This is a genomic window from Mesorhizobium sp. EU05-FHT14A09, from assembly GCF_058790995.1.
Genome location: NZ_JBYTDF010000016.1, coordinates 49,680 through 69,280, shown reverse-complemented (window position 1 = coordinate 69,280; position 19,601 = coordinate 49,680). Strand labels below are relative to the sequence as shown.

The 19,601-nt window shown below is 62.1% G+C and carries 16 protein-coding genes; 10 read left to right on the top strand and 6 right to left on the bottom strand.

What is annotated here, in order from left to right; all coding sequences use genetic code 11:
- Positions 1 to 59: 59 nt before the first annotated feature.
- Positions 60 to 1,160 (top strand): glycosyltransferase family 4 protein, encoded by a 1,101-nt coding sequence (locus AC3WTO_RS30605; RefSeq protein ID WP_492464960.1) that lies wholly within the window; start codon positions 60 to 62, stop codon positions 1,158 to 1,160.
- Between the two features lie 25 nt (positions 1,161 to 1,185).
- On the opposite strand, the gene AC3WTO_RS30600 is transcribed toward AC3WTO_RS30605, so the two are convergent.
- The gene (locus AC3WTO_RS30600) at positions 1,186 to 2,523 is read right to left on the bottom strand and encodes a glycoside hydrolase family 5 protein (RefSeq protein WP_492464959.1); all 1,338 of its coding nucleotides are present in this window, start codon (positions 2,521 to 2,523) and stop codon (positions 1,186 to 1,188) included.
- A 211-nt stretch (positions 2,524 to 2,734) separates the two neighbouring features.
- Between AC3WTO_RS30600 and AC3WTO_RS30595 the strand changes: the two genes are divergently transcribed.
- Complete coding sequence (locus tag AC3WTO_RS30595) at positions 2,735 to 3,730, top strand: sterol desaturase family protein (RefSeq protein WP_492464958.1); 996 nt, start codon at positions 2,735 to 2,737, stop codon at positions 3,728 to 3,730.
- On the top strand, positions 3,727 to 4,881 hold the full coding sequence (locus AC3WTO_RS30590; RefSeq protein WP_492464957.1) for a GNAT family N-acetyltransferase: 1,155 nt from the start codon (positions 3,727 to 3,729) through the stop codon (positions 4,879 to 4,881). The genes AC3WTO_RS30595 and AC3WTO_RS30590 overlap by 4 nt, the downstream gene beginning before the upstream one ends.
- A gap of 24 nt (positions 4,882 to 4,905) precedes the next feature.
- Here AC3WTO_RS30590 and AC3WTO_RS30585 read toward each other — a convergent pair whose 3' ends face one another.
- The 3 genes from AC3WTO_RS30585 to fepB are packed head-to-tail and all read right to left on the bottom strand — an operon-like array spanning position 4,906 to position 7,945.
- Complete coding sequence (locus AC3WTO_RS30585) at positions 4,906 to 5,943, bottom strand: FecCD family ABC transporter permease (protein ID WP_492464956.1); 1,038 nt, start codon at positions 5,941 to 5,943, stop codon at positions 4,906 to 4,908.
- Positions 5,940 to 6,983: a FecCD family ABC transporter permease gene (locus tag AC3WTO_RS30580; RefSeq protein WP_492464955.1), complete on the bottom strand. Its 1,044-nt coding sequence runs from the start codon at positions 6,981 to 6,983 to the stop codon at positions 5,940 to 5,942. Before AC3WTO_RS30580 ends, AC3WTO_RS30585 begins: the two co-directional genes overlap by 4 nt.
- A 2-nt stretch (positions 6,984 to 6,985) precedes the next feature.
- Positions 6,986 to 7,945 (bottom strand): Fe2+-enterobactin ABC transporter substrate-binding protein, encoded by a 960-nt coding sequence (gene fepB, locus AC3WTO_RS30575; protein WP_492464954.1) that lies wholly within the window; start codon positions 7,943 to 7,945, stop codon positions 6,986 to 6,988.
- Positions 7,946 to 8,127: 182 nt separating this feature from the next.
- Here fepB and AC3WTO_RS30570 point away from each other — a divergent pair, with 182 nt between their 5' ends.
- A complete protein-coding gene (locus tag AC3WTO_RS30570; protein ID WP_492464953.1) occupies positions 8,128 to 8,952 on the top strand; it encodes an ABC transporter ATP-binding protein in 825 nt (274 codons plus the stop codon).
- Positions 8,949 to 10,217 (top strand): NtaA/DmoA family FMN-dependent monooxygenase, encoded by a 1,269-nt coding sequence (locus AC3WTO_RS30565; protein ID WP_492464952.1) that lies wholly within the window; start codon positions 8,949 to 8,951, stop codon positions 10,215 to 10,217. Before AC3WTO_RS30570 ends, AC3WTO_RS30565 begins: the two co-directional genes overlap by 4 nt.
- 8 nt (positions 10,218 to 10,225) lie before the next feature.
- Here the strand turns inward: AC3WTO_RS30565 and AC3WTO_RS30560 are convergent, their stop codons facing one another.
- Positions 10,226 to 11,014, bottom strand: a complete 789-nt coding sequence (locus AC3WTO_RS30560; protein ID WP_492464951.1) for an IclR family transcriptional regulator — start codon at positions 11,012 to 11,014, stop codon at positions 10,226 to 10,228.
- 306 nt (positions 11,015 to 11,320) lie between these two features.
- Here AC3WTO_RS30560 and AC3WTO_RS30555 point away from each other — a divergent pair, with 306 nt between their 5' ends.
- The gene (locus AC3WTO_RS30555; RefSeq protein WP_492464950.1) at positions 11,321 to 13,411 is read left to right on the top strand and encodes a TonB-dependent receptor; all 2,091 of its coding nucleotides are present in this window, start codon (positions 11,321 to 11,323) and stop codon (positions 13,409 to 13,411) included.
- Positions 13,412 to 13,472: 61 nt separating this feature from the next.
- Here AC3WTO_RS30555 and AC3WTO_RS30550 read toward each other — a convergent pair whose 3' ends face one another.
- Positions 13,473 to 14,480, bottom strand: a complete 1,008-nt coding sequence (locus AC3WTO_RS30550; protein WP_492464949.1) for a LacI family DNA-binding transcriptional regulator — start codon at positions 14,478 to 14,480, stop codon at positions 13,473 to 13,475.
- Between the two features lie 198 nt (positions 14,481 to 14,678).
- On the opposite strand from AC3WTO_RS30550, the gene AC3WTO_RS30545 reads away from it, so the two are divergent.
- The 4 genes from AC3WTO_RS30545 to AC3WTO_RS30530 are packed head-to-tail and all read left to right on the top strand — an operon-like array spanning position 14,679 to position 19,595.
- Complete coding sequence (locus AC3WTO_RS30545) at positions 14,679 to 15,749, top strand: ABC transporter ATP-binding protein (RefSeq protein WP_492464948.1); 1,071 nt, start codon at positions 14,679 to 14,681, stop codon at positions 15,747 to 15,749.
- A gap of 37 nt (positions 15,750 to 15,786) precedes the next feature.
- Positions 15,787 to 16,752 carry an ABC transporter substrate-binding protein gene (locus AC3WTO_RS30540; RefSeq protein ID WP_492464947.1) on the top strand — a complete coding sequence of 322 codons (966 nt, stop codon included), beginning with the start codon at positions 15,787 to 15,789 and terminating at the stop codon, positions 16,750 to 16,752.
- A gap of 21 nt (positions 16,753 to 16,773) precedes the next feature.
- Positions 16,774 to 18,492, top strand: coding sequence for an ABC transporter permease (locus AC3WTO_RS30535; RefSeq protein WP_492464988.1), 1,719 nt, complete (start codon positions 16,774 to 16,776; stop codon positions 18,490 to 18,492).
- The gene (locus AC3WTO_RS30530; RefSeq protein WP_492464946.1) at positions 18,480 to 19,595 is read left to right on the top strand and encodes an MBL fold metallo-hydrolase; all 1,116 of its coding nucleotides are present in this window, start codon (positions 18,480 to 18,482) and stop codon (positions 19,593 to 19,595) included. The genes AC3WTO_RS30535 and AC3WTO_RS30530 overlap by 13 nt, the downstream gene beginning before the upstream one ends.
- The last annotated feature ends 6 nt before the right edge of the window (positions 19,596 to 19,601 follow it).

The window sequence follows — 19,601 nt, the reverse complement described above, 5'->3', positions numbered from 1 at the left end:
CTGCGCTGGATTTGCCTGACCCATGCTATTCAAACTCCAGAACACGTCGTGGTATCTTCATGCAGGATAAAAAAGCCTACGTTATGGTCGCGACACCTGAAGGCGTGTCGGGCCAGGGCGGTATCGATCGCATCATGGCCGCGCTGCGAAAGGAGCTTGAACGGCAGCAACGAACAGATGTCGACGCTCGCTTTCTTCCGAGCCGGGGTTCAGGGCCGGTCGCGCTTTCGTTCTTCTACATGAGTGCCTTTTGCTTGCGCATGGTGGCCGCATGTCTTGCCGGGCGTGTGGACGTCGTCCACATAAACGTGTCCGATTTCGGCAGCACCTATCGCAAACTGGTGATTGCGAAATGCGCCTGGCTGCTCGGTATCCCCTATGTCCTGCATTTGCACGGCGGGCGATATCCGAAGCTCTGGACCGACAGCCCAAGCTTCAAGAACCGTTGTATTCGACAGATGTTCGAGAACGCCGGCCGCGTGGTGGTTTTGGGCCGAGTTTGGCGTGACTTCATAGCAAGCCGCGCGCCAGGCGCTGGACCAAATATCGTGATCGTGCCCAACGCTGCCGAAATCCCGACACTCCCGCATCTTGGCGGCGGCGACAGGGTTCATATTCTGTTTCTGGGCCATGTCGTCAGGGACAAGGGTATTCCGCAATTGCTGGAAGCGTTGCACCGCATGAAGTCCGTCGCAGGATGGCGTGCCACGATCGCCGGAAAGGGGGAGGTCGAGGCGGCACGAACGAAGTCAGCCGAATTCGGCCTGTCCGAGCAGATTGCTTTTCCCGGTTGGGCGGGACCTGACGAAGTCGCATCGCTGATCGCATCGGCGGATATTCTGGTGCTTCCTTCGTTCGTCGAAAACCTTCCGGTCTCGGTCATCGAAGGCATGGCCGGTGGACTTGCCGTCGTGGCGACGCCGGTCGGCGCTGTCGAGGATATCATCACCAACGAGCAGACCGGTCTGTTGGTGCAGCCTGGGGATGTCGAGGCCCTGGCGACGGCAATGACCCGGTTGGTCGAGGATAGGGCATTGCGCGAGCGGCTCGGCAAAGCGGCACTGGCGGTGCATCGCGAACGACTTGAACTCACATCGTTTGCCAATACCATCTGCAATATCTGGCTGGCAGCCGTATCGAAGGGCCGTCGGCCGCGCTGATACTGCGGCCTGATGATAGAGCGGATTATGGCATACCCAATGCCCGCAGCAGATCCTGGTCTGGCACCAGCGGCCCCGTGGGTGGGATCAGGGTCATGCCAGCCGCGTTGGAGTACTCCCAGGCCGCCCATGGGATACCGAAGCGCTCCGCCTGCTGCCGCACTGCCGCGACATAGCGGGAACGATCTGCTTCGAACGCTCCCCTGCGTCCATCATCCGACATCAGGATCGCACCGAACTCGCCCATGAAGAGCCGCTGGGTCGGAATGCCGTGCTCCTGTGCCCAATCCGTCGCCTGACGCAAACGCGCCTCCAACTGAGTCGGTCCCCAATTCTCCGCGAAGTATTGGTCGATACGGGGGCGAGCCCTGGCAAGGTTCAATTGCTGGCCCGCGGCGCTCACGCCGGCGATGTCCATTTGCGATTTGAGCGTTTCGATCACCACTTCGGGCGTGCTGCTGTCGGCGGGCCAGGGGAGGCCGGAAACGAAGCTGCCGTCGGGCTCCACGGAGCGCTGGTGGGTGAAGCTGTGCGGCTCATACATGTGGAAGCTGTAATAGATATTGGGATCGTCAAAGGTGGGAGCGAGATTGACCAGGCCGCTGATGTTGCCGCCGCAGGCGCCGGTTACGACAATGGTGAGTTCGCTGCTGATTGCGCGAATATCGCGAACCGTATCCGTCATGATGCGTTGCCAGCCATCAGGGTCGTTAGAATGGCAGGTATCGTAGGCGGGCTCGTTAAAGGGTTCGAGGGCTACTTTGTCGGTGCCGATCTTGACCAGCATGGCGGCGACTGCCGCGACCACTTCGCGATAGTCGGTGACACCCTTGCTGTCGGCGCCGCCATTGAGCATATCGATGCTGTAGGCCGGGACCTGGGTGGCGCTGTGCAGGTCGAAAACCACCTTCAGGCCGGATGCCGTAACCCGTTCCGTCGCCGATGAAAGGATATCCAGGGCCTGCTGCCGTTTTGCGCCCTGACTGGCAAGCAAAGGGCCGGGATCGACGGCCAACCGGATGAAATCAAAGCCCATTGATCGAATGCGTGCAAACTCCGCCTCGCCGCCGCCGGGCCAGTCGTTTTGCGACCGACTTTCCCTCAGCCATTGCACGTCGCTGCGATAGGGCGGCCATTTGTACGTCCCATCCTTCCCGATCGGTGCCCAGTTGAGCCAGTCGTGCAGGCCCATACCGCGTTTGAGCGGCAGGGCCGCGGCTTCGGCTGCTATCGCCATGCCAAGCGTCCAGATTGCGACGCACGCTACCTTAAAAACAGCCGCGGCAACGCTGAGCCGCCGCAACTCCTTGTTTTTGTGCAATCCCGGACGCAAAGCCGCCGCGTCCCCCCGTTGCTCAAGCATCGCTGATCTCCGCGGCAACCATCATTTGACGGTATTCGACTTGGTTATTTTCGGACAGTTAACGGTCGTGCTAGAATTAAGCTGGTACTGATGCCATATGCGTGCCCTGGCCGTTGCATCCACCATGCTTATTGCTGCAGGCAACATGCGGCAGATTTGCGCTTCGTAATTCGCCGGACCGCCGTCTCACGGCCCAGGAGTTGCCGCACTGATGTTTTCTGAGTTGGTCGCGAAGATTGCGGAAAAAATTGCAAATATCAATCTGCCTGTTCTCGGCCTGCTCCTGGCTACAGCGTTGGGCAGTGCGCTGATCGTCTACTGGCGAACGGTCGAGAAAAAGTCCCTCCGCGATTTCTTCGACTTCGCCTTTCCGGCTGAAGTCATTATGCACCCGTCGGCACGCGCGGATCTCCTGTTCTGGATCACCAAGAAATTGATGATGCCGTTCCTGCTCATTCCTGCCGGCTTCGTTTTCGTTGCCGCGGTGGGCTATGCGACGAGAGAGTCGCTCGGCTGGCTCTTCGGTATATCCGAGCCGCTCATCGAAGGCCCTGCCGGTCCGGTGACCCTCGTCCTGTTCACCGCGACCATGCTGGTTGCCTATGACATTTCCTACTATCTCTACCATGTCGCCCAGCACCGGTTCCCGTTTCTGTGGGAATTGCACAAGGTGCACCATTCCGCTGAAGTCATGGTCGGTATCACCAAGGATCGGGTTCACCCGCTTGACGAGCTGATGAACCGAGCCTGGGACGGCGTCATTCCTGGCATCAGCTTCGGAATCTGGAGCCTGATCGCGCTGAATCCGGTGGAGGTCGCCGTGTTCGGCATCAATGTCTATGTCATGCGGAACATCCTGATGATGGATTTCGTCCGCCATACCCATCTCAATATTTCATTCGGCCGGCTGGACAACATCATCCTGTCCCCGCATTGGCACCAGGTGCACCACAGCGTGAACCCCAAACACTATGACAAGAATTTCGGACTGCTGTTTTCATTCTGGGACCGCATGTTCGGAACGCACTACGTGCCGAAGCCGGATGAGGATCTCAAATTTGGCTTGATGGATCGCGATGTGCGCGACTATCAGTCGCTTTACGGCCTCTATCTCCTGCCTCTCAAGAAGATGGCGGGTCATCTCATTCGTCCATTCAAGAAACGCGCCGCGGTTGCGGCGCAGCCGGAGGATCGTCTCCCCTCATGAATGAAACTGTTGTGATCGGGGCAGTTGGGGGAGAGCGTCTGGAGATCGTCAGTTCGGCAGATCGCTTGCAGGCGATCGAGCCAGGCTGGACCGATCTGTGGCGACGCACCGACGGATTGATCTTTCAGAGCCATGGCTGGATCTCAGCGTGGTGGAACACGGTACGCGACCGCGACCAGCGCTCATTGCGGATCGGGTTGATCTGGAACGGCGATCGGCTGGTCGCCCTCATGCCCCTGGCGATCGGCAGGCGCAAAGGTCTCCGGTTTCTCGAATGGGCGGCCAGCAGCTACTCGGACTATGGAGACATTCTGGTTGCCCCTGAATGCTCCCAATCCGCGCTTGAGCAATTGTGGGCTCGCATATGGTCGGCGGGCGGCTTCGATATCGCTTTCATCAACCGCCTTCTGCCGGACGCGGCTGCGCAGAGGATTTTCACGCCAGGTGTTTCGGGCGGTATCAAGCTGCGTCGCAACCATCGCGAAGAGGTCAGCTATCGTGTGGCGGGGCCATGGGCGAGCGGAGCCGAATGGCTGGCGACGCATCCGAAGAAAACCCGTCAGAACTATCGCCGCGGCATCAAGATGATGGAAGAGGCGGGCGAGGTGACGTTTCGCCTGCTCGAACCTCACGAGCCGCTTGGGCCGATGCTGGAGCGGCTCGCTCTCCTCAAGCGCAGATGGCTGGTGCAGCAGTCGCTGGAATCCGATCTTTTCCACGAAGGCGAGTCCGTGCTCGCCGCGCTGGTCGACGTGTTGGCGCGTGCAGGCGTGCTGCGCATTTTTGTGATCGAGTGCAACGGCGCGATGGTCGCGGTCTCCATCAACATCGTCCAGCATGACGTGATGATGGCATTCGTCACGACGTATGATCCGGAATTCAGCCGGGCTTCGCCGGGTATGGTCCTGATCATGGACTACATACAGTGGTCGATTGATCGCGGCCTGCATACGGTCGATTTTCTTTGCGGCGGTTATGCCTTCAAGAGCAGGCTTGCAACCGAGGGCGTGACGCTGCAATCCGTTCTCGGCGCGCGCACCCCACTGGGCATGCTCGTTGCCTTCGGCGATCGCGTCCGCCAGAAGATCAAAAGCAGGCGTGCAGGAGACTCGGAACAGCAGGACGCGTCACCTGACGAAGCAACGGCCTGAAGCCTGGTCCGGATGGACTGAAAGCTAAAGCGTTCTCTTTCGTGTCAGCAACCACAGCAAATACAGTCCGCCAAGCATGCCGGTGGTCAGGCCGACGGGCATGTTGACCTGGAAAGGCGCGCGCTGGCTGATCAGATCGGCGAGCAGGACCAGCAGTGCTCCCATCAGCGCGCCGCTTGCCAATGGCACGTTGGGCGAACGGGTCAGGCGCCTGGCAAGCTGTGGTCCGGCCAACGCGACGAAGGCGACCGGACCAGCAGCCGCGGTCGCGATCGCTGTCAGGCCAACAGCAGCCATCACCATGGTCAGCCGGGTGCGCTCCGGAACGACACCGAGCTGGATCGCAATGTCGTCGCCCATTTCCAGCAGCGTTGTCTGACGGGCATTGAGGACGACAACGGGAACGATCGCGACGAAGCCCATGGCTGCCGGGACCACATGCGCCCAGGTCCGTGTGTTGAGTGAGCCGGCCAGCCACAGTTGAGCGGCGGCGGCCTGGTCGAGCCCACCCTTCACCAGGAGGATCGTATTGATGCCGGACAGGATCGCACCGATGCCGACACCAACCAGGACAAGTCGGTAGCCGCCGGTTGTCCCGTTCCTCGTGGAAAGCAGGACGATGATCGCGGCAGTGGCGATGCAGGAGGCGAATGCCGCAAGCGATACGGCGAGGGGACCTGCATCGAAGAGCACGATCTGCAGCAGGGCGCCGGTTGCGGCTCCTGTGGTGAAGCCGATGATGTCCGGGGAGCCGAGGTCGTTGCGCGAAAGCGACTGGAAGATCGCACCGGCCATGCCGAGCGAAGCTCCAACCAGCATTGCGGTTGCCAGCCGGGGCAGCCGAACGCGCAGGATGATGCGCTCCGCGGTAGGATTGCCACCGGCGCCGAACAGGGCGTCGACCACTTCACCAGCCGTCAGGGGCAGTGTTCCGGTTCCAAGGAGCATGATGGCGATGACCGCGCAGATCAGCACGAGCACCGCGCACACCACGACCGCACGTGGGCGCAGCTGCAATGAGAGACCTGCGGCTCTCAGCACGAGGGAACCGGATGCTTTCATAGCCGCGCCAACCGATACCTGCGTACCACAGCGACGAAGAAAGGGCCGCCGACGAGTAAGACGACGATTCCTGCGGCGAGTTCGGCAGGGGCGACGACAACACGCCCGACAACATCGGCGCACAGAAGCAGGATCGCGGCAAACAGTGCGGACACCGGCAACAGCCAACGGTGATCCGGGCCGGTGGTGGAGCGGGCGATATGAGGGGCGACCAGTCCGACGAAGCCGATCGGTCCAGTACCGGCAGTCGCAGCTCCCGCCAGCAGCATCACGGCGAGGCACGCCAGAAGCCATGTCCTGCGCAGCCTGACGCCGAGGGCCTCTCCAAGGTCGCGGCCTAGGGCTATGGCGTTCAGGTCCCGCGATATGGAAAATGCGATCGCGAGGCCGATCATCACTGTAGCGGCAAGCACGCCGGCAACATCGAAACCGCGCCCTTCGATGGAACCTGCCCACCAATGGCGGAAATTGTCGATCACTTCGAGCGGGGCGTTGAGCATGATGATGCCGGTCAGCGAACCCAGCATGACCGACAGGCCGGCGCCGGCAAGCACGAGGCGGACAGGGTTGGTGCCGGTTTCGTGGGCGCGGCCGAGGATGAAGACGGCAACGCCCGCCAGGCCTGCGCCGACAAAGGCAAACCAGACATATTGGATCATAGCCGTGAGATGGAATGCCGCGATCCCGACGATAACGGCTGTTGCTGCACCGGCATTGATACCGAGCAATCCCGGTTCCGCCAGCGGGTTTCTGGTGATCGCCTGCATGATGGCTCCGGCGATGCCCAGGGCCAGACCGGCAAGGATGGCAACGATGGTGCGTGGTGTCCGCAGCTCCCAGATGACGAGGTGCTGGTCATTGAGTGGATCGTAAGCCCGGAATGTCTCGAGCAGGCCAAGGAGCGGAACCGGCCGCGAGCCTACGGCCAAGCTGAGCATGCTGACGGCTGCCAGCACGAGGAACGCGCAGGCAAGGATCCGGATACGTTTTCGTCGCTGAAGGAGCCGAGACGGTCTCTCGGCCAGACTCTCAGGGGGCATGGCTATCGGAAGTGCGCGGTGATCGCGTCGATCATCTGGCGTCCTGAATAATAGTCGATGCGGAACGAGGTAGGCCCAAGCGCGTAGACTTTCCTGTTCGCGACAGCGGGGAGGTTGGCGAGCATGGGGTCGGCCATGAACGCCTCGACGTCCTTTTCCGTGCCACGCAGCAGGAAAACAGTCTCACCCGCGACCGCGGCCGACAAGTTCTCGCGCGAGATGAAATCGAAGTCCGAGCGCCTGGTCACATCGCCCTGGAGACCTTTCGGCAATCCCATTACCTCGAAACCGAGAGCCGTGAGCAGCCTGGCCTGCGGGCTTTCGGGCCTGCCGATCGAGTAGCTGCCGCCAATGTTGTAGCCAACGATGCTGATCTTGCCTTTCCGGCCTGACATCGAGAGCGCCGCCTGTGCGGCATAGTCGTCGAAGCGCTTGATGGCGTCGCCTGCTTCCGCTTCAAGGCCGGTAGCCTTGCCGAGTTCGACGGCGATCTCCTGCCAGCTCTGGTTGGAATAGTTGACAATCATGGTGGGGACGCCTTGCGCGGCAAGCTCAGCCTGGTGCTGTGCAACGCTGTCTGCGCCCGTGGCCGACGCGATGAGTAAGTCCGGGTTTTGGCCAATGACGGCTTCGATGTCGAAGTTGAGATTGGGGTAGAGGATTTCGACGCCGCGTTCGTCGGCCGCCGATGCCCATTGCAGGAAGTACCCCTTTTTGTCGGTCAGGATCGTGGGTGTCGCAGCGGCAGTGGCGATCACCGGTGCGCCGATCGCCAAAAGGATGCCGGTGACACTGGGCGTGGTCGATACGATCCGCTCGGGTTTCGATTTCAATGTCAGCGTGCCGCCGTCCTGGGCGATCGTTCTCGGCCAGTGCTGTTCCTGCGCAAACGCTCGATCGGGCATCGTCGCGATTGCCGCGACGGCCATCAGGGAGAGGGCGAATTTCTGGATCAACATCATTGGGGAAGATCGGGTCGGGAATTGAAGGGAAGCCGCGGTGCGACCTTGCGTCATCGTCAAGGGTGTTAAACATGACTTGTTTATTCCACAATAGGCATTGTATTCCGCAATGCAATATCCGTTCCGTAATGCGACATCGAAGTTGCATTCCCACGGAACAGCGGTCAGGCAAGAAGGGCAATATGGCGCATCGTCTGCATGCCGAAGGCGTGACGCTTCGCTACGACAAGCGGGTGATCTCGACCGGATTGTCGGTGGTGATCCCGGATGGTTCCTTCACCGTCATCATCGGGCCGAACGCTTGCGGCAAGTCCACGCTGTTGCGTGCGCTGTCGCGGCTGCTGCCGCCTTCCACTGGCCGGGTCGTCCTCGACGGACGCAGCATCGGGGAACTCCCCGCGAAGGAGGTCGCCCGCCGGCTCGGCCTGTTGCCGCAGAGTTCTCTCGCTCCCGATGCGATCACCGTTGCCGATCTGGTCGCCCGGGGGCGCTATCCGCATCAATCCTTCCTCCGGCAGTGGTCGAAGGCCGACGAAGAGGCAGTGGCTGCCGCGCTGGATGCCACGCATATGGCAGATCTGTCCGATCGGTTGATTGACGAACTTTCAGGCGGCCAGCGGCAGCGCGCATGGATCGCCATGGTGTTGGCGCAGGAAACGCCCATCCTGCTGCTCGACGAGCCGACCACTTTTCTCGACATCGCTCATCAGATCGAATTGCTCGACCTCCTGGCCGACCTCAATCGGCAGGGCCGCACGGTCGTTGCCGTTTTGCACGATCTCAACCAGGCCTGCCGATACGCGTCCCATCTGATCGCCATGAAGGACGGGGTGATCGTCGCCGAGGGCAAGGTGGCTGAGATCATCACCGAGCAACTGGTCGAGACGGTTTTCGGCATGGCTTCGGTCATCATCGCGGATCCGGTCTCGGCAACGCCGCTGGTCATCCCGAAAGGGCGGCGGGTGCTCGCAGTCCACACTCCAGATGACAGAAAACAATCGGCATGAGCACAGGCAGGAAGCTGCACATCGGACTGAGCCTGACATCCACCTGGCTCAAGGGACCGCGTCCGCACCCGGATGAGGCGCTGTCGGCAGGCATGGGGCCGGCCGACTACCATGTCGAGCTCGCTCAAAAAGCAGAAAGAGCAAAGCTCGACTTCGTCTTCAGGCCTGATTACCTCGTCATGAACCAGGCCATGGTGGCGCATTCATCGACCCATGTCGGGCTTGACCCGACGATGATGCTGGCCGCGATCGCGCGCGAGACCGAGAAGATCGGACTGGTCACGACTGCCTCGACAACCTTCAATCCGCCCTACATCGTCGCCCGCCAGATCCAGTCCCTGCACTGGATCAGCAACGGCAGGGCCGGGTGGAACATCGTGACCTCGATCGAGGGCGCGGCGAATTTCGGCACCGAGCCGATGCCGTCGCCGGAAGTCCGCTACCGCAAGGCGGCGGAGTTCACCGAAGTGGTGCGTCAACTCTGGCAGAGCTATCCGGGCGTCTCGTCCGCTGTCCGTCCGCTCGACCACGCCGGCGAGTTCTTTGGCGTCAAAGGGCCTCTCAACGTTCCCGGTCATGCGGCCGGTCCACCCCCCTTGTTCCAGGCCGGGGCCTCCGAAATCGGCCGCAGTTTCGCGGCGTCGGTCGCGGACGCGACCTTTGCCGCCATGCCGGACATCGGCGATGGCATCGAGTTGCGCAAGGACTTGCGCAACAGAGCGGAACGGCACGGCCGCTCGGCTGATGCCGTCCGTGTCCTGCCCGGGCTCTATTTCTTTCTTGCCGAAACCCGCGAGGAAGCCTGGAGGCTGCACGAACGCGCCCATGCGCATCTGACGCGTGATCGTCGTATGGAAGCGCTGAAGGCCGTACTTGGGCTGGACGTCGGCGCGCTTGCTCCGGGCAGCCGCATCGGTCCTGATCTGCTGCCTGCTTCCGATCATCCGGTCCGCAGCCGGACCCATGCCGAATTGCTGCGCCGTTTCATCATCGCCAACAGCCCGACGGTCGAAGATGTGCTGGCACGGCCAGAGGTTGTCGGTTCCGCCCACTGGGTTTCGGTCGGTACTGTGGATGATGTGCTGAACGATATCGTCGAACGCTTCGAGGCTGGCGCGCTCGACGGCTTCATCGCGCTGCCCGGCGGCTCGGTGAACTCACTCAACCTCTTCTTTGAAGAGCTGGTTCCCGAACTGGTCCGGCGAGGTCTGTTCCGCAGCAACTATGAAGGCTCGACGCTGCGAGAGCACCTGGGCATCCGGTGAGGCGCGGTTCAGCCGCGGTCCGGAGACGCCCCGGATTCGAGCGAGGCCTGCCTGGCCGCTGCGCGCAGGGCGCCCCAGTGGTCGGTCGCTTCGGCCGTCTTCACGAAGGACACGGTGGTGACGACGCAGGCGATCTCATTCTGCGCATTGAACACCGGTGCCGCCTTGCCGGTGAGCAGCGAAAACAGATGTTCGTTGAGTTCAACGCCGGCGGACTGGCGCGCCGCATCGAGCGTTTCCTTCGACGGCGGACTGCCGCGGAAGGTGGCCGGTTGCCGCTTGCGTGCCGCGGCGATCGTCTCGCGCGGCAGGTAAGCCTGAAAGGCCAGGCCGCACGCGGTGTTGTCGAGCGGAAGCACGTCGCCGAGCGAGACGGTGCTGATCGAAAAATCCGAGCTGCGGTACCAGCGGATGATGGTCGGGCCCTGGTCGGTCCAGATCGCGACGCCGCAGCTTGCCGCGATTTCCGACGCCAGCGTCTTCATCAGGCGCGCGGCGACCTCTATGGGTTCGATACGCCGCAACGCGCCGATGCCGATGCTGAGCGCGGCCGGTCCGAGATCATAGCGACCGGTCATCGGATCCTGCGCCACCAGCCGCTCGCGCACCAGGCTCTGCATGTAGCGATGCGCCGTCGAAGTGCCTGTGCGTCCCTGCCGGGCGACTTCGCCCAGTGCCAGCGGACCATCGGCCCGCGCCAGGATGTCGAGGAAACGGGCTGCAATGGATACAGACTGGATGGTGGTCGAGCGTTTGCCGGCACTGCTGCCGTCGTCGTCGGAGTGGTCTGGTTTCACAAGTTCTGTTCCGTACCGGGCGGCAAAAGCGTGGCTGGGGCAATCATGCAGGCAAACATCAGGGCTGGAATGAACGAGGGCCGTATCTCGGCTAACGACGCGGGGACGTTACGGTGCTTCGGCCCCGTGATCAATCGCACCCGCCAGCCGGTATTTTGCCTGTGGCAATATGGGCACCCTTGCTGAACAGAAGCACCCGCCGTGTTGACATGCGGAATGCGCTATGCATTGTGGAATTCATCATTCAATCCGCGAGCCACGGTCCGTTCCCAGCCAGCGTTTCTTGTTTGGGCGATCGGGGACTTCATGCCATCTCGTTTTCTTGCGTCACTAAAGGTGGGCGCCAGCACGCTTTCGATTGTGTCGATGTTCGCAGCCACCGCTGCGTCGGCCCAGGAAAAACCGCAGGCCGCGGCTGAGAGCAGCACCTTGCTCGAGCGCATCGTCATCACCGGTGAAAAGATCGCGCGCAGCCTCAAGGATACGGCGTCATCCGTTTCCGTCATCACCGGCAAGCAGATCGCCAGGGAAAAGACAGGCAACGCGTCCGTGTCCGAGGTGATCCAGGATGTGCCCAATGTCGTCTATACCGACACTGTCAGCACGCCGGTCATCCGCGGGCAGGATACGCAGGGACCGCTCACGGGGCAGGGGTCGTTCTGGGGCGGTACGGTGCCGCGTGCCACCATCAATCTCGACGGCCACTACCTGAACTACAACGAGTTCTATTTCGGCGCCGCGTCAGTCTGGGATGTCGACAACATCGAGGTTTTCCGCGGCCCGCAGACGACTTCGCAAGGCGCCAACGCCATTGCCGGTGCCATCATCGTCAACACCAAGGATCCGACCTTCACGCCCGAGGGTGCCTACCAGGCGGAGATCGGCAGCTACAATTCGAAGCGGGCTTCGTTCATGCTGTCTGGGCCGATCGTCGACAACCAGCTCGCCGCGCGTCTGGCCGTGGACTATTCCGGTCGCGATACGTTCATCGACTACATCAGCCCCAAATTCCAGCACGGCGACACCGACCAGGATTTCAGCGCGCTGAACGCCCGCTTCAAGCTGTTGTGGCAGCCGGCCGAAATTCCCGGCCTGGAGGCGAAATTCACCTATTCGCACAACGGCTCGAACCGGCCATCCCAGGAAGCGGCATCGATGCCGTTTGAGGATCTCAACCACATCACCACGACGATGCCGACCTGGAAGCAGCACACCAACACCGGCATCCTCGACATCAGCTATGACGTCGGCAACGGCTTCAAGTTCTTCAACCAAACGCAGTATTCGGCGTCGTCCGTGCATCGCACCACCGGTCTCGTCAACAATGGCGATGCCGATGTCGAGCAGAAGAATGCTTCCAACGAAGCACGTGTGACCTTTGGCGAGCAGGGCGATGCGCTGAGTGGTGTGGCCGGTGTCTATTACGCCCATACCAAGAGTGACGAGGTGCTCTACCTCAGCGGCCTGTCGACCTTCGACGATACCAAGCAGAATCTCGGCCTCTTCAGCGAGGCGAGCTACCGGCTGACCGATGTCTGGACCTTGACCGGCGGCCTTCGCTACCAGCAGGACCAGATCCAGCGCGCCGGCAGGTCGGTCTTCGCGCCGCAACCGGTGAATTTCGACACCACCTTCAGCGCCGTGCTGCCGAAGGTCTCGCTGGCCTACGCCGTGACGCCCGATCTCACCGTCGGCGCGATGGTCAACCGTGGCTACAATCCCGGCGGCGTCTCGTTGAACCTCAATGCGCGCAAATGGATGCCGTTCGAGGAAGAAACGCTCTGGAACTACGAGTTGTTCACCCGAGCGAACCTGCTCGACGACACGCTCACGCTGAACGGAAATCTGTTCTACATGGATTTCAAGAACGCCCAGTACACGATCCCTGTGGTGATCTCGTCGGGTGTCGCGCAGTCCTACACGATCAACGCCGAGAAGGCGCACGCCTATGGGCTCGAGGTCGGAGCCGATTATCGCATCCTCGACAATCTGACGCTCAAGGCCAGCGCCGGCCTGCTGCGCACGCGCATCGACAGGATTTCGAGCAACGTCGCCTATGAGGGCAACGAGTTCGCCAAGTCACCCGGCTACATGCTGAGCTTCGGCGCCAGCTGGGACGTGACGGAAAAGTTCAACCTGTCCGGCGAGGTTCGCCACATGGACAGGTATTATTCCGACACGGCCAACACGCCGAGCTACCTGATCGAGCCCTATACGATTGCCGATGCTCGTGCGAGTTACGACTTCAACGAGCATTTGCAGGTCTATGGTTACGTCAAGAACATCTTCGACGAGCGTGCCCCCACCTACATGCAGCAGAACCGCGGTATCGGCGGCGTCGAGGCCAGCATGACCATGCCGCGCACCTTCGGTGTCGGCGTGAAGGGCAGTTTTTAACCCGTTGCGGGGGAGGGCGGCCGCACAGCAACTGTCGCGGCCGCCTGCCGGTTAAGTTCTCCTACGCGTCATGGGCGCCGGTCGTCCCCCGCTCGATCAGTTCGACCGGGATCGTGAAGTTCAGCGCGCCTTCGGACAGCTGCCGATCATCGTCGAGACAGTTCAGGATAGCTTCGATGAAAGCTTCGATGGGGTGGCTCACCGTGGTCAGCCCGAGCGATGGCCAAGCGGCTTCCGGGATATTGTCGAAACCGATGATGGAAAAGTCGCGCGGCACCGCCTTGCCCAGCTCGAACCGGACGGTGTCGAGGAAGCCGAGCGCGATGAGGTCCGTCGCACAGAAGGCGCCGTCGATCGAGTGGTCGGCCAGGAGCGTGCGTGCGGCCTCGCGTCCCGTTTCGAAACTGTTCGGGCCGCTTGTCCACGGGGTGAGCCTGGCTCCCGCCGCGCTCATGCGGGCAACAAAGCTCTCGATGCGCCGTTTCTGACTGACGCTGCCATTGCCGCTGCGCACGATCGCGACGTGACGCCGGCCATCCGACAGCATGCGTTCGGCAGCGAGTTGCCCGCCGGTCAGGTCGTCCGTGTCGATCTTGTCGGCATTGCCGGGCAGTGTGCCGCGGTTGATCAGAATCAGGCGCACATCGTTGCGCAGACAGGCCTCGATGATCTCCTCGGGTGGCGCGCCTGAGAGGATGATCACCGCGCGCACCCGGTATTCCAGAACCTGGTTGACCAGGGTGCCGATGTCGTCGCGTGCGGCTTCGGCATTCAACAGCATGCACTGAAGGCCGCGCTTGAACAGCGCGGCGCTGATGCCGTCGAGCAAGGCGGTGTTGAAGGGCGAGGTCAGGTTGGCTGCCACCACGCCGACAAGATTGGACTGCGCCATCTGCAGGCCCTGCGCCAGCCTGTTGACCCGGTAGCCAAGCTTGTCGGCGGCGCGAAGGATCCGATCCCGCACATCCCTGGAGACGCTGGCACCGGGGGTGAACGTCCGCGAGACGGCGGAACGCGACACGCCGGCCTCCCTGGCGACATCCGCAGCCGTGATGAAACCGCTCTTCATTGTCCATACTCCATCGCTGCGGGGTGTGCTGGTCCGGGGTGGATGACCTGAACTTTTGTCTTTGTCGTCATAAAACTGAAGCACAAGCTCATTAGATTGCACACGTGTGCAAAAGCATTGTTATGAAGTTGCAATGCGATTGTCCAGAGCCGGAAAACAAGAAAAGTCTTTTCTTTTCAAATCGTTGAGGAAACGGTCTTGGCCGATATCGTCATCAGTGACCTGTCGAAGATGTATGGCGACAAGCGCGTGCTCGACCGTGTCACCATGCATATCAAAGACGGCGAGTTCATCGCGGTCCTCGGACCTTCGGGCTGTGGGAAAACCACCCTGCTGCGGCTGCTTGCGGGGTTCGAGACGCCGGACGAAGGCACGATCCGGCTCGGCGATCGCGTCGTGTCCTCCAGGGAGGCCAATGTGCCTCCGGAGAAGCGCAACATCGGCATCGTGTTCCAGAACTATGCGCTGTGGCCGCATATGAGCGTGGCCGATAATGTCGGCTATGCGCTCAAGATCGCCGGAGTCAGTGCGCAGGAGCGTTCACAGCGCAGCCGCGATGCCTTGTCGGTCGTCGGCATGGAGAACCTGGCGGAGCGCGCGCCGTCCGACCTCTCGGGCGGCCAGCGCCAGCGTGTCGCCCTGGCGCGCTGTCTCGCGGCCAAGCCATCGGTGATGCTGCTGGACGAGCCGCTGGCCAATCTCGACGTGCATCTGCGCGCGGCGATGGAAAACGAGTTCGTGCGTTTCCACAAACATACCGGCGCCACCATGGTCTACATCACCCATGACCAGTCCGAGGCGATGGCGCTGGCCGACCGCATCGCGGTGATCGATCGCGGCCGCCTCGTGCAATTCGATCGGCCACGCGACCTCTATCGCGAACCGCAGAGCGAAATGGTCGCCCGTTTCATCGGCAATGGTCAGGTGCTGCCGGTGCAGGATGTGCGCCCCGACGCAGAGGCCGCTGTCGTGAGCATCTTCGGCAAGGACCATCGTGTCCGGGCACGCAGGAGCGAACAGGGTCGATCCTCGGCCAAGCTTTCGGTCCACACTTCTGGCATGCGCCTGGCGCAACCGGGCGAAGCCGGGTTTGCCGGCAAGGTCGAGCGGGTCATCTACCGCGGCAACCACAGCCAGGTCGATTTCCTCGTCACCGCCGAGTCGGATCTGCAGCTGACGCTGCATGCACCGGCGGATGTCTCCATTCCGGCGGACGACACGATCCAAATCTGCATCAGCGACGGCTGGGTCATTCCCGCCGCCGCCTGACGGTTTTTCCTCTCTCACAGCAACAGGAGTTCTTCTCATGCGACTTACCACAGCCCTCATGCTCGTCTTGTTGAGCGGGACGGCCGTCAACGCCGAAATCTTGACACTCTACACCTCGCAGTCACCGGAAATCGCCCAGCAGACGGTCGATGCCTTCCAGGCCAAATATCCCGACATCAAGGTGGAATGGACCCGCAACGGCACCAGCCAGCTGCTGAACGTGCTGCGTGCCGAGATCGAAGCCGACGACGTCAAGCCGGACGTGCTGCTGGTCGCCGACACCATCAACCTTGGCCAGTTGAAGAAGGAAGGCCGCCTGCAGGCCTATCCGCAGGCCCCGGTCGGCTCTTACGACAAGAGCACCTACGACAAGGACATGACGTTCTTCGGCACCAAGATCATCTCCACCGGCATCGCCTACAACACCGAGAAGGCCAAGCCGGTCGAGACCTGGAGCGCCTTGCTGACGGAAGACAACAAGGGCCAGATCGCCGTGCCGAGCCCGCTCTATTCGGGGGCGGCGCTCAATCATCTGCACAGTGTCGTCAATGTGCCGGGCATCGGCTGGGAATTCTATGAAGGCCTGGCCAAGCTCGACATCGCGCCGGAAGGCGGCAATGGTCCGGCACTCAAGGCCGTCGCCAGTGGCCTGGCCAAATATGGCATCATCGCCGACGCCGACGTGATCCGCGCCAAGGCCAAGGGTTCGCCCGTCGACCTGATCTTCCCGAAGGATGGCGTCTCCTTCATCACCGAGCCGGTCGCCATCATGTCGACCGCCAAGAACACCGAGGGCGCCAAGAAGTTCATCGACTTCCTGCTGTCCAAGGAAGGTCAGCAGCTCGTCGTGACGCAGGGCAATCTGCCGATCGATCCGTCGATCACGCCGCCCGCCGGTTTCCCGAAACTGTCCGAGATCAAGCTGCTGCCGATGGATGCGGACAATGCCGTGGCGACCGACAAGGAGACCCGCGAGAAGTTCACCAAGATCTTCGGCGGTTGACAGAAGATGGCGTTGATTGCCATGGAAAGGGTCGAGGAGCGCCGGCGGTTGCCGGCGCTTCTTCCAAAGGCGGAATGGGTGGTGCTGGGGCTGCTGGTGGTCTTCGTCGCCGGCGTGTCCTTCGCGCCGTTGCTGCGCCTTGCCATAACCGCGATCGCGCCGGCCGGCGTGATCGATCTCGGCCATGTCGCCGAACTGCTCTGGAAGAAGAAGGTCCTGACCGCCTCGACCAACACATTGGTCGTTGCCTTGCTGTCCACGGTGCTTGCCATGGTGCTCGGCACCGTTGCCGCCGCGCTGACCGTCCTCACCGACATGCGCTTCAAGACGGCCTGGGTGTTCGCATTCGTGCTGCCGCTGATGATCCCGCCGCAGGTGACGGCGCTTGCCTGGGTTCAGGCCTTTTCACCGTCGAGCCCGGTGCTGGGCCTGCTCGGACTTTCCCTCCACAATGGCGGACGGCATCCGCTCTATTCGCCGGGCGGCATCATCCTGCTGCTGGGCTTTTATCACGCGCCGCTGGTGTTCCTGACCGTGCGGGCGGCCCTGCGGCGTCTGCCTGCCGAACTGGTGGAAGCCGCTCGCGCCGCCGGTGCCACCAGCTGGCCGCTGATCTTCACAATTATCCTGCCATTGGCCCGGGCAGGTCTGTTTGCCGGCGCTGCCCTGGCTTTCGTCTCGTCGATCAGCAATTTCGGCATTCAGGCCATGCTGGGTATTCCGGCGAAGTATCCGACCCTGATCACACTGATCTACCAGCAGATGAACAGCTACGGCCCCTCGGCGCTCGCCGACATGGCGGTGCTCGCTTTGCTTCTGTCATCGCTGACCATCGTTGGCGTTGCCGTCAGCGGCTGGCTCGGCCAGCGTGGCGATGTGCGGGTCGACGGCGTGGGCCGTTCGCTCGAGATAAGACTGGGGCGCTGGCGCCCCGTCGTCGAGGCGGCCAGCTGGCTGTTCATCGTGCTCACCATGGCGCTGCCGCTGTCGGCGCTCGTCGCGACCTCGCTGGTCAACGGGTTTGGGCAGGAGCTGAGCTGGAAGACGCTGACGCTGGTCAACTATGCCAATGCCCTCGTGCATCAGGCCTCGATCCGCAACGCGTTCCTGACCAGCCTGCTGCTGACATCGGTCACCGTCGTCATCCTAATGGTCGTTTCGCTGTTCATGGCCTATTTCATCGTCTGGAAGCGCGGCCCGCTTGTGCGCGTGCTGCATCTGTTCAGCGAACTCGCCTATGCGCTGCCCGGCATCATTCTCGCTGTGGCGATGATCCTGTTCTTCCTGAAACCGCTGCCGTTCCTGGGCTTCAGCATCTACGGCACCGTCTGGATCATTCTCGCCGCCTATCTTTCGAGCTTCCTGGCTCTCGCGCTACGTCCCGTCCTTGGTGGTTTCGCGCAGATCGACCGTTCCATGGAAGAGGCGGCCCAGGTGGCCGGAGCGGGGTTCCTGGCGCGGATGCGTGACGTCATCATCCCACTGGTCGCTCCGGCGGCGGTCGCCGGCGGCGTCATGGTGTTCATGAGTGCGCTCAATGAAATCCAGGTTTCGATCCTGCTGGTGTCGTCCAATGCCCGCACCATCGGCCCGATGGTGGTCTTCCTGGAAGAGGGCGGGTCGTCGACGCTGGCCGCGGCTGTCGGCTGCCTGATGATCGTGGCCGTTCTGATCCTGATGCTGGTGGCGACACGCTTCTCGCGCCACCTGCCGAAAGGGGTGTTGCCTTGGCAAAATTGACTGTTGTCAGCGGGCTGGGCGGCAAGCTTCCTGCCGCCTTCCTGCTGGAGATGCAGGGCCGGCGCATTCTGCTCGATCTGGGCGAAGGGCCGCAGCCCGGCGTGAAACCCGATCTTTCTGGGGTCGGGTCCGTCGACGCGATCTGTCTCTCCCATACCCATATCGATCACGTCGGCTCGCTTGACCTTGCAGGCCAGTTGGGCAACCCACCGGTCTATGCGACCGACCTGACATTCGGGCAGATCTCCGACGTGGTGCTCCCGCTGGATCGGCGCCGGCATTTGCCGGTCCGGGGAGAAGCGGAAATCACCGGCCTGCCCGTCACCGTCGGCCGAAACGGCCATGCGCCGGGTGGCATATGGTTCCATTTCGCCGCTTCTGGCGGTGTTCTCTATATGGGCGACTGGAGCGCGGAATCGCTGCTGCTGCCCTTTGACCCGCCCCCCGCCGCGGACTGCCTCATAACCGATGCGTCCTATGGCGATTTCGACGAGGCGCTTTCCGACCAGATCGGAGCGATTGCCGATTTCGCAGTACCTGGCGCGGTGCTGTGCGTGCCGGCCGGCGGCAGGGGGCCGGAGATGATGCTGGCCCTGCACGAACTGGGGCTGAAGGCGGTCGCCTGTCCTGTGGTGCGCCGGGAAATGCAGTCTCTCGCCAGCGGCGAGGATGGCATGATCAGCGCAGAAAGCCGGATGGGCATCGCTGCATTGATGCCGTCGATGCCACTGGAGGATCAATGGTCCCCGGATCAGGTGATCGTGGCGACGGAGGCCAATGCGGAAACCGGACTGGCGGCGCAGCTTCTGTTCCGTCGGGACGAGGGTTTTCGCTTCCTGTTCTCCGGTCATGTTCCGGCACGGACGCCGGCCTGGGACATGTTGCAACAGGGCCAGGCCCGATGGCTGCGCTGGAATGTTCATCCGCGGCTGCAGGATACGATGGACCTCGTCACCCGGACCGACGCCCGGAAGGTGGTGGCAGCTTTCGTGCGGCCGGAAGAGATGTCTCGGCTTGGGCAATGGCTTGGCGGCCGCCTGTGCCGAACGAGGGTTATTCCCTTGCCTGTCGATCGAGACCAGTTACTGAAAGCCGCGGAATAGGACTGC

Coding starts and splice junctions, on each gene's coding strand:
- AC3WTO_RS30605 (WP_492464960.1), top strand. CDS start 60: ATGCAGGATAAAAAAGCCTACGTTATGGTCGCGACACCTGAAGGCGTG.
- AC3WTO_RS30600 (WP_492464959.1), bottom strand. CDS start 2,523: ATGCTTGAGCAACGGGGGGACGCGGCGGCTTTGCGTCCGGGATTGCAC.
- AC3WTO_RS30595 (WP_492464958.1), top strand. CDS start 2,735: ATGTTTTCTGAGTTGGTCGCGAAGATTGCGGAAAAAATTGCAAATATC.
- AC3WTO_RS30590 (WP_492464957.1), top strand. CDS start 3,727: ATGAATGAAACTGTTGTGATCGGGGCAGTTGGGGGAGAGCGTCTGGAG.
- AC3WTO_RS30585 (WP_492464956.1), bottom strand. CDS start 5,943: ATGAAAGCATCCGGTTCCCTCGTGCTGAGAGCCGCAGGTCTCTCATTG.
- AC3WTO_RS30580 (WP_492464955.1), bottom strand. CDS start 6,983: ATGCCCCCTGAGAGTCTGGCCGAGAGACCGTCTCGGCTCCTTCAGCGA.
- fepB (WP_492464954.1), bottom strand. CDS start 7,945: ATGATGTTGATCCAGAAATTCGCCCTCTCCCTGATGGCCGTCGCGGCA.
- AC3WTO_RS30570 (WP_492464953.1), top strand. CDS start 8,128: ATGGCGCATCGTCTGCATGCCGAAGGCGTGACGCTTCGCTACGACAAG.
- AC3WTO_RS30565 (WP_492464952.1), top strand. CDS start 8,949: ATGAGCACAGGCAGGAAGCTGCACATCGGACTGAGCCTGACATCCACC.
- AC3WTO_RS30555 (WP_492464950.1), top strand. CDS start 11,321: ATGCCATCTCGTTTTCTTGCGTCACTAAAGGTGGGCGCCAGCACGCTT.
- AC3WTO_RS30550 (WP_492464949.1), bottom strand. CDS start 14,480: ATGAAGAGCGGTTTCATCACGGCTGCGGATGTCGCCAGGGAGGCCGGC.
- AC3WTO_RS30540 (WP_492464947.1), top strand. CDS start 15,787: ATGCGACTTACCACAGCCCTCATGCTCGTCTTGTTGAGCGGGACGGCC.
- AC3WTO_RS30535 (WP_492464988.1), top strand. CDS start 16,774: ATGGAAAGGGTCGAGGAGCGCCGGCGGTTGCCGGCGCTTCTTCCAAAG.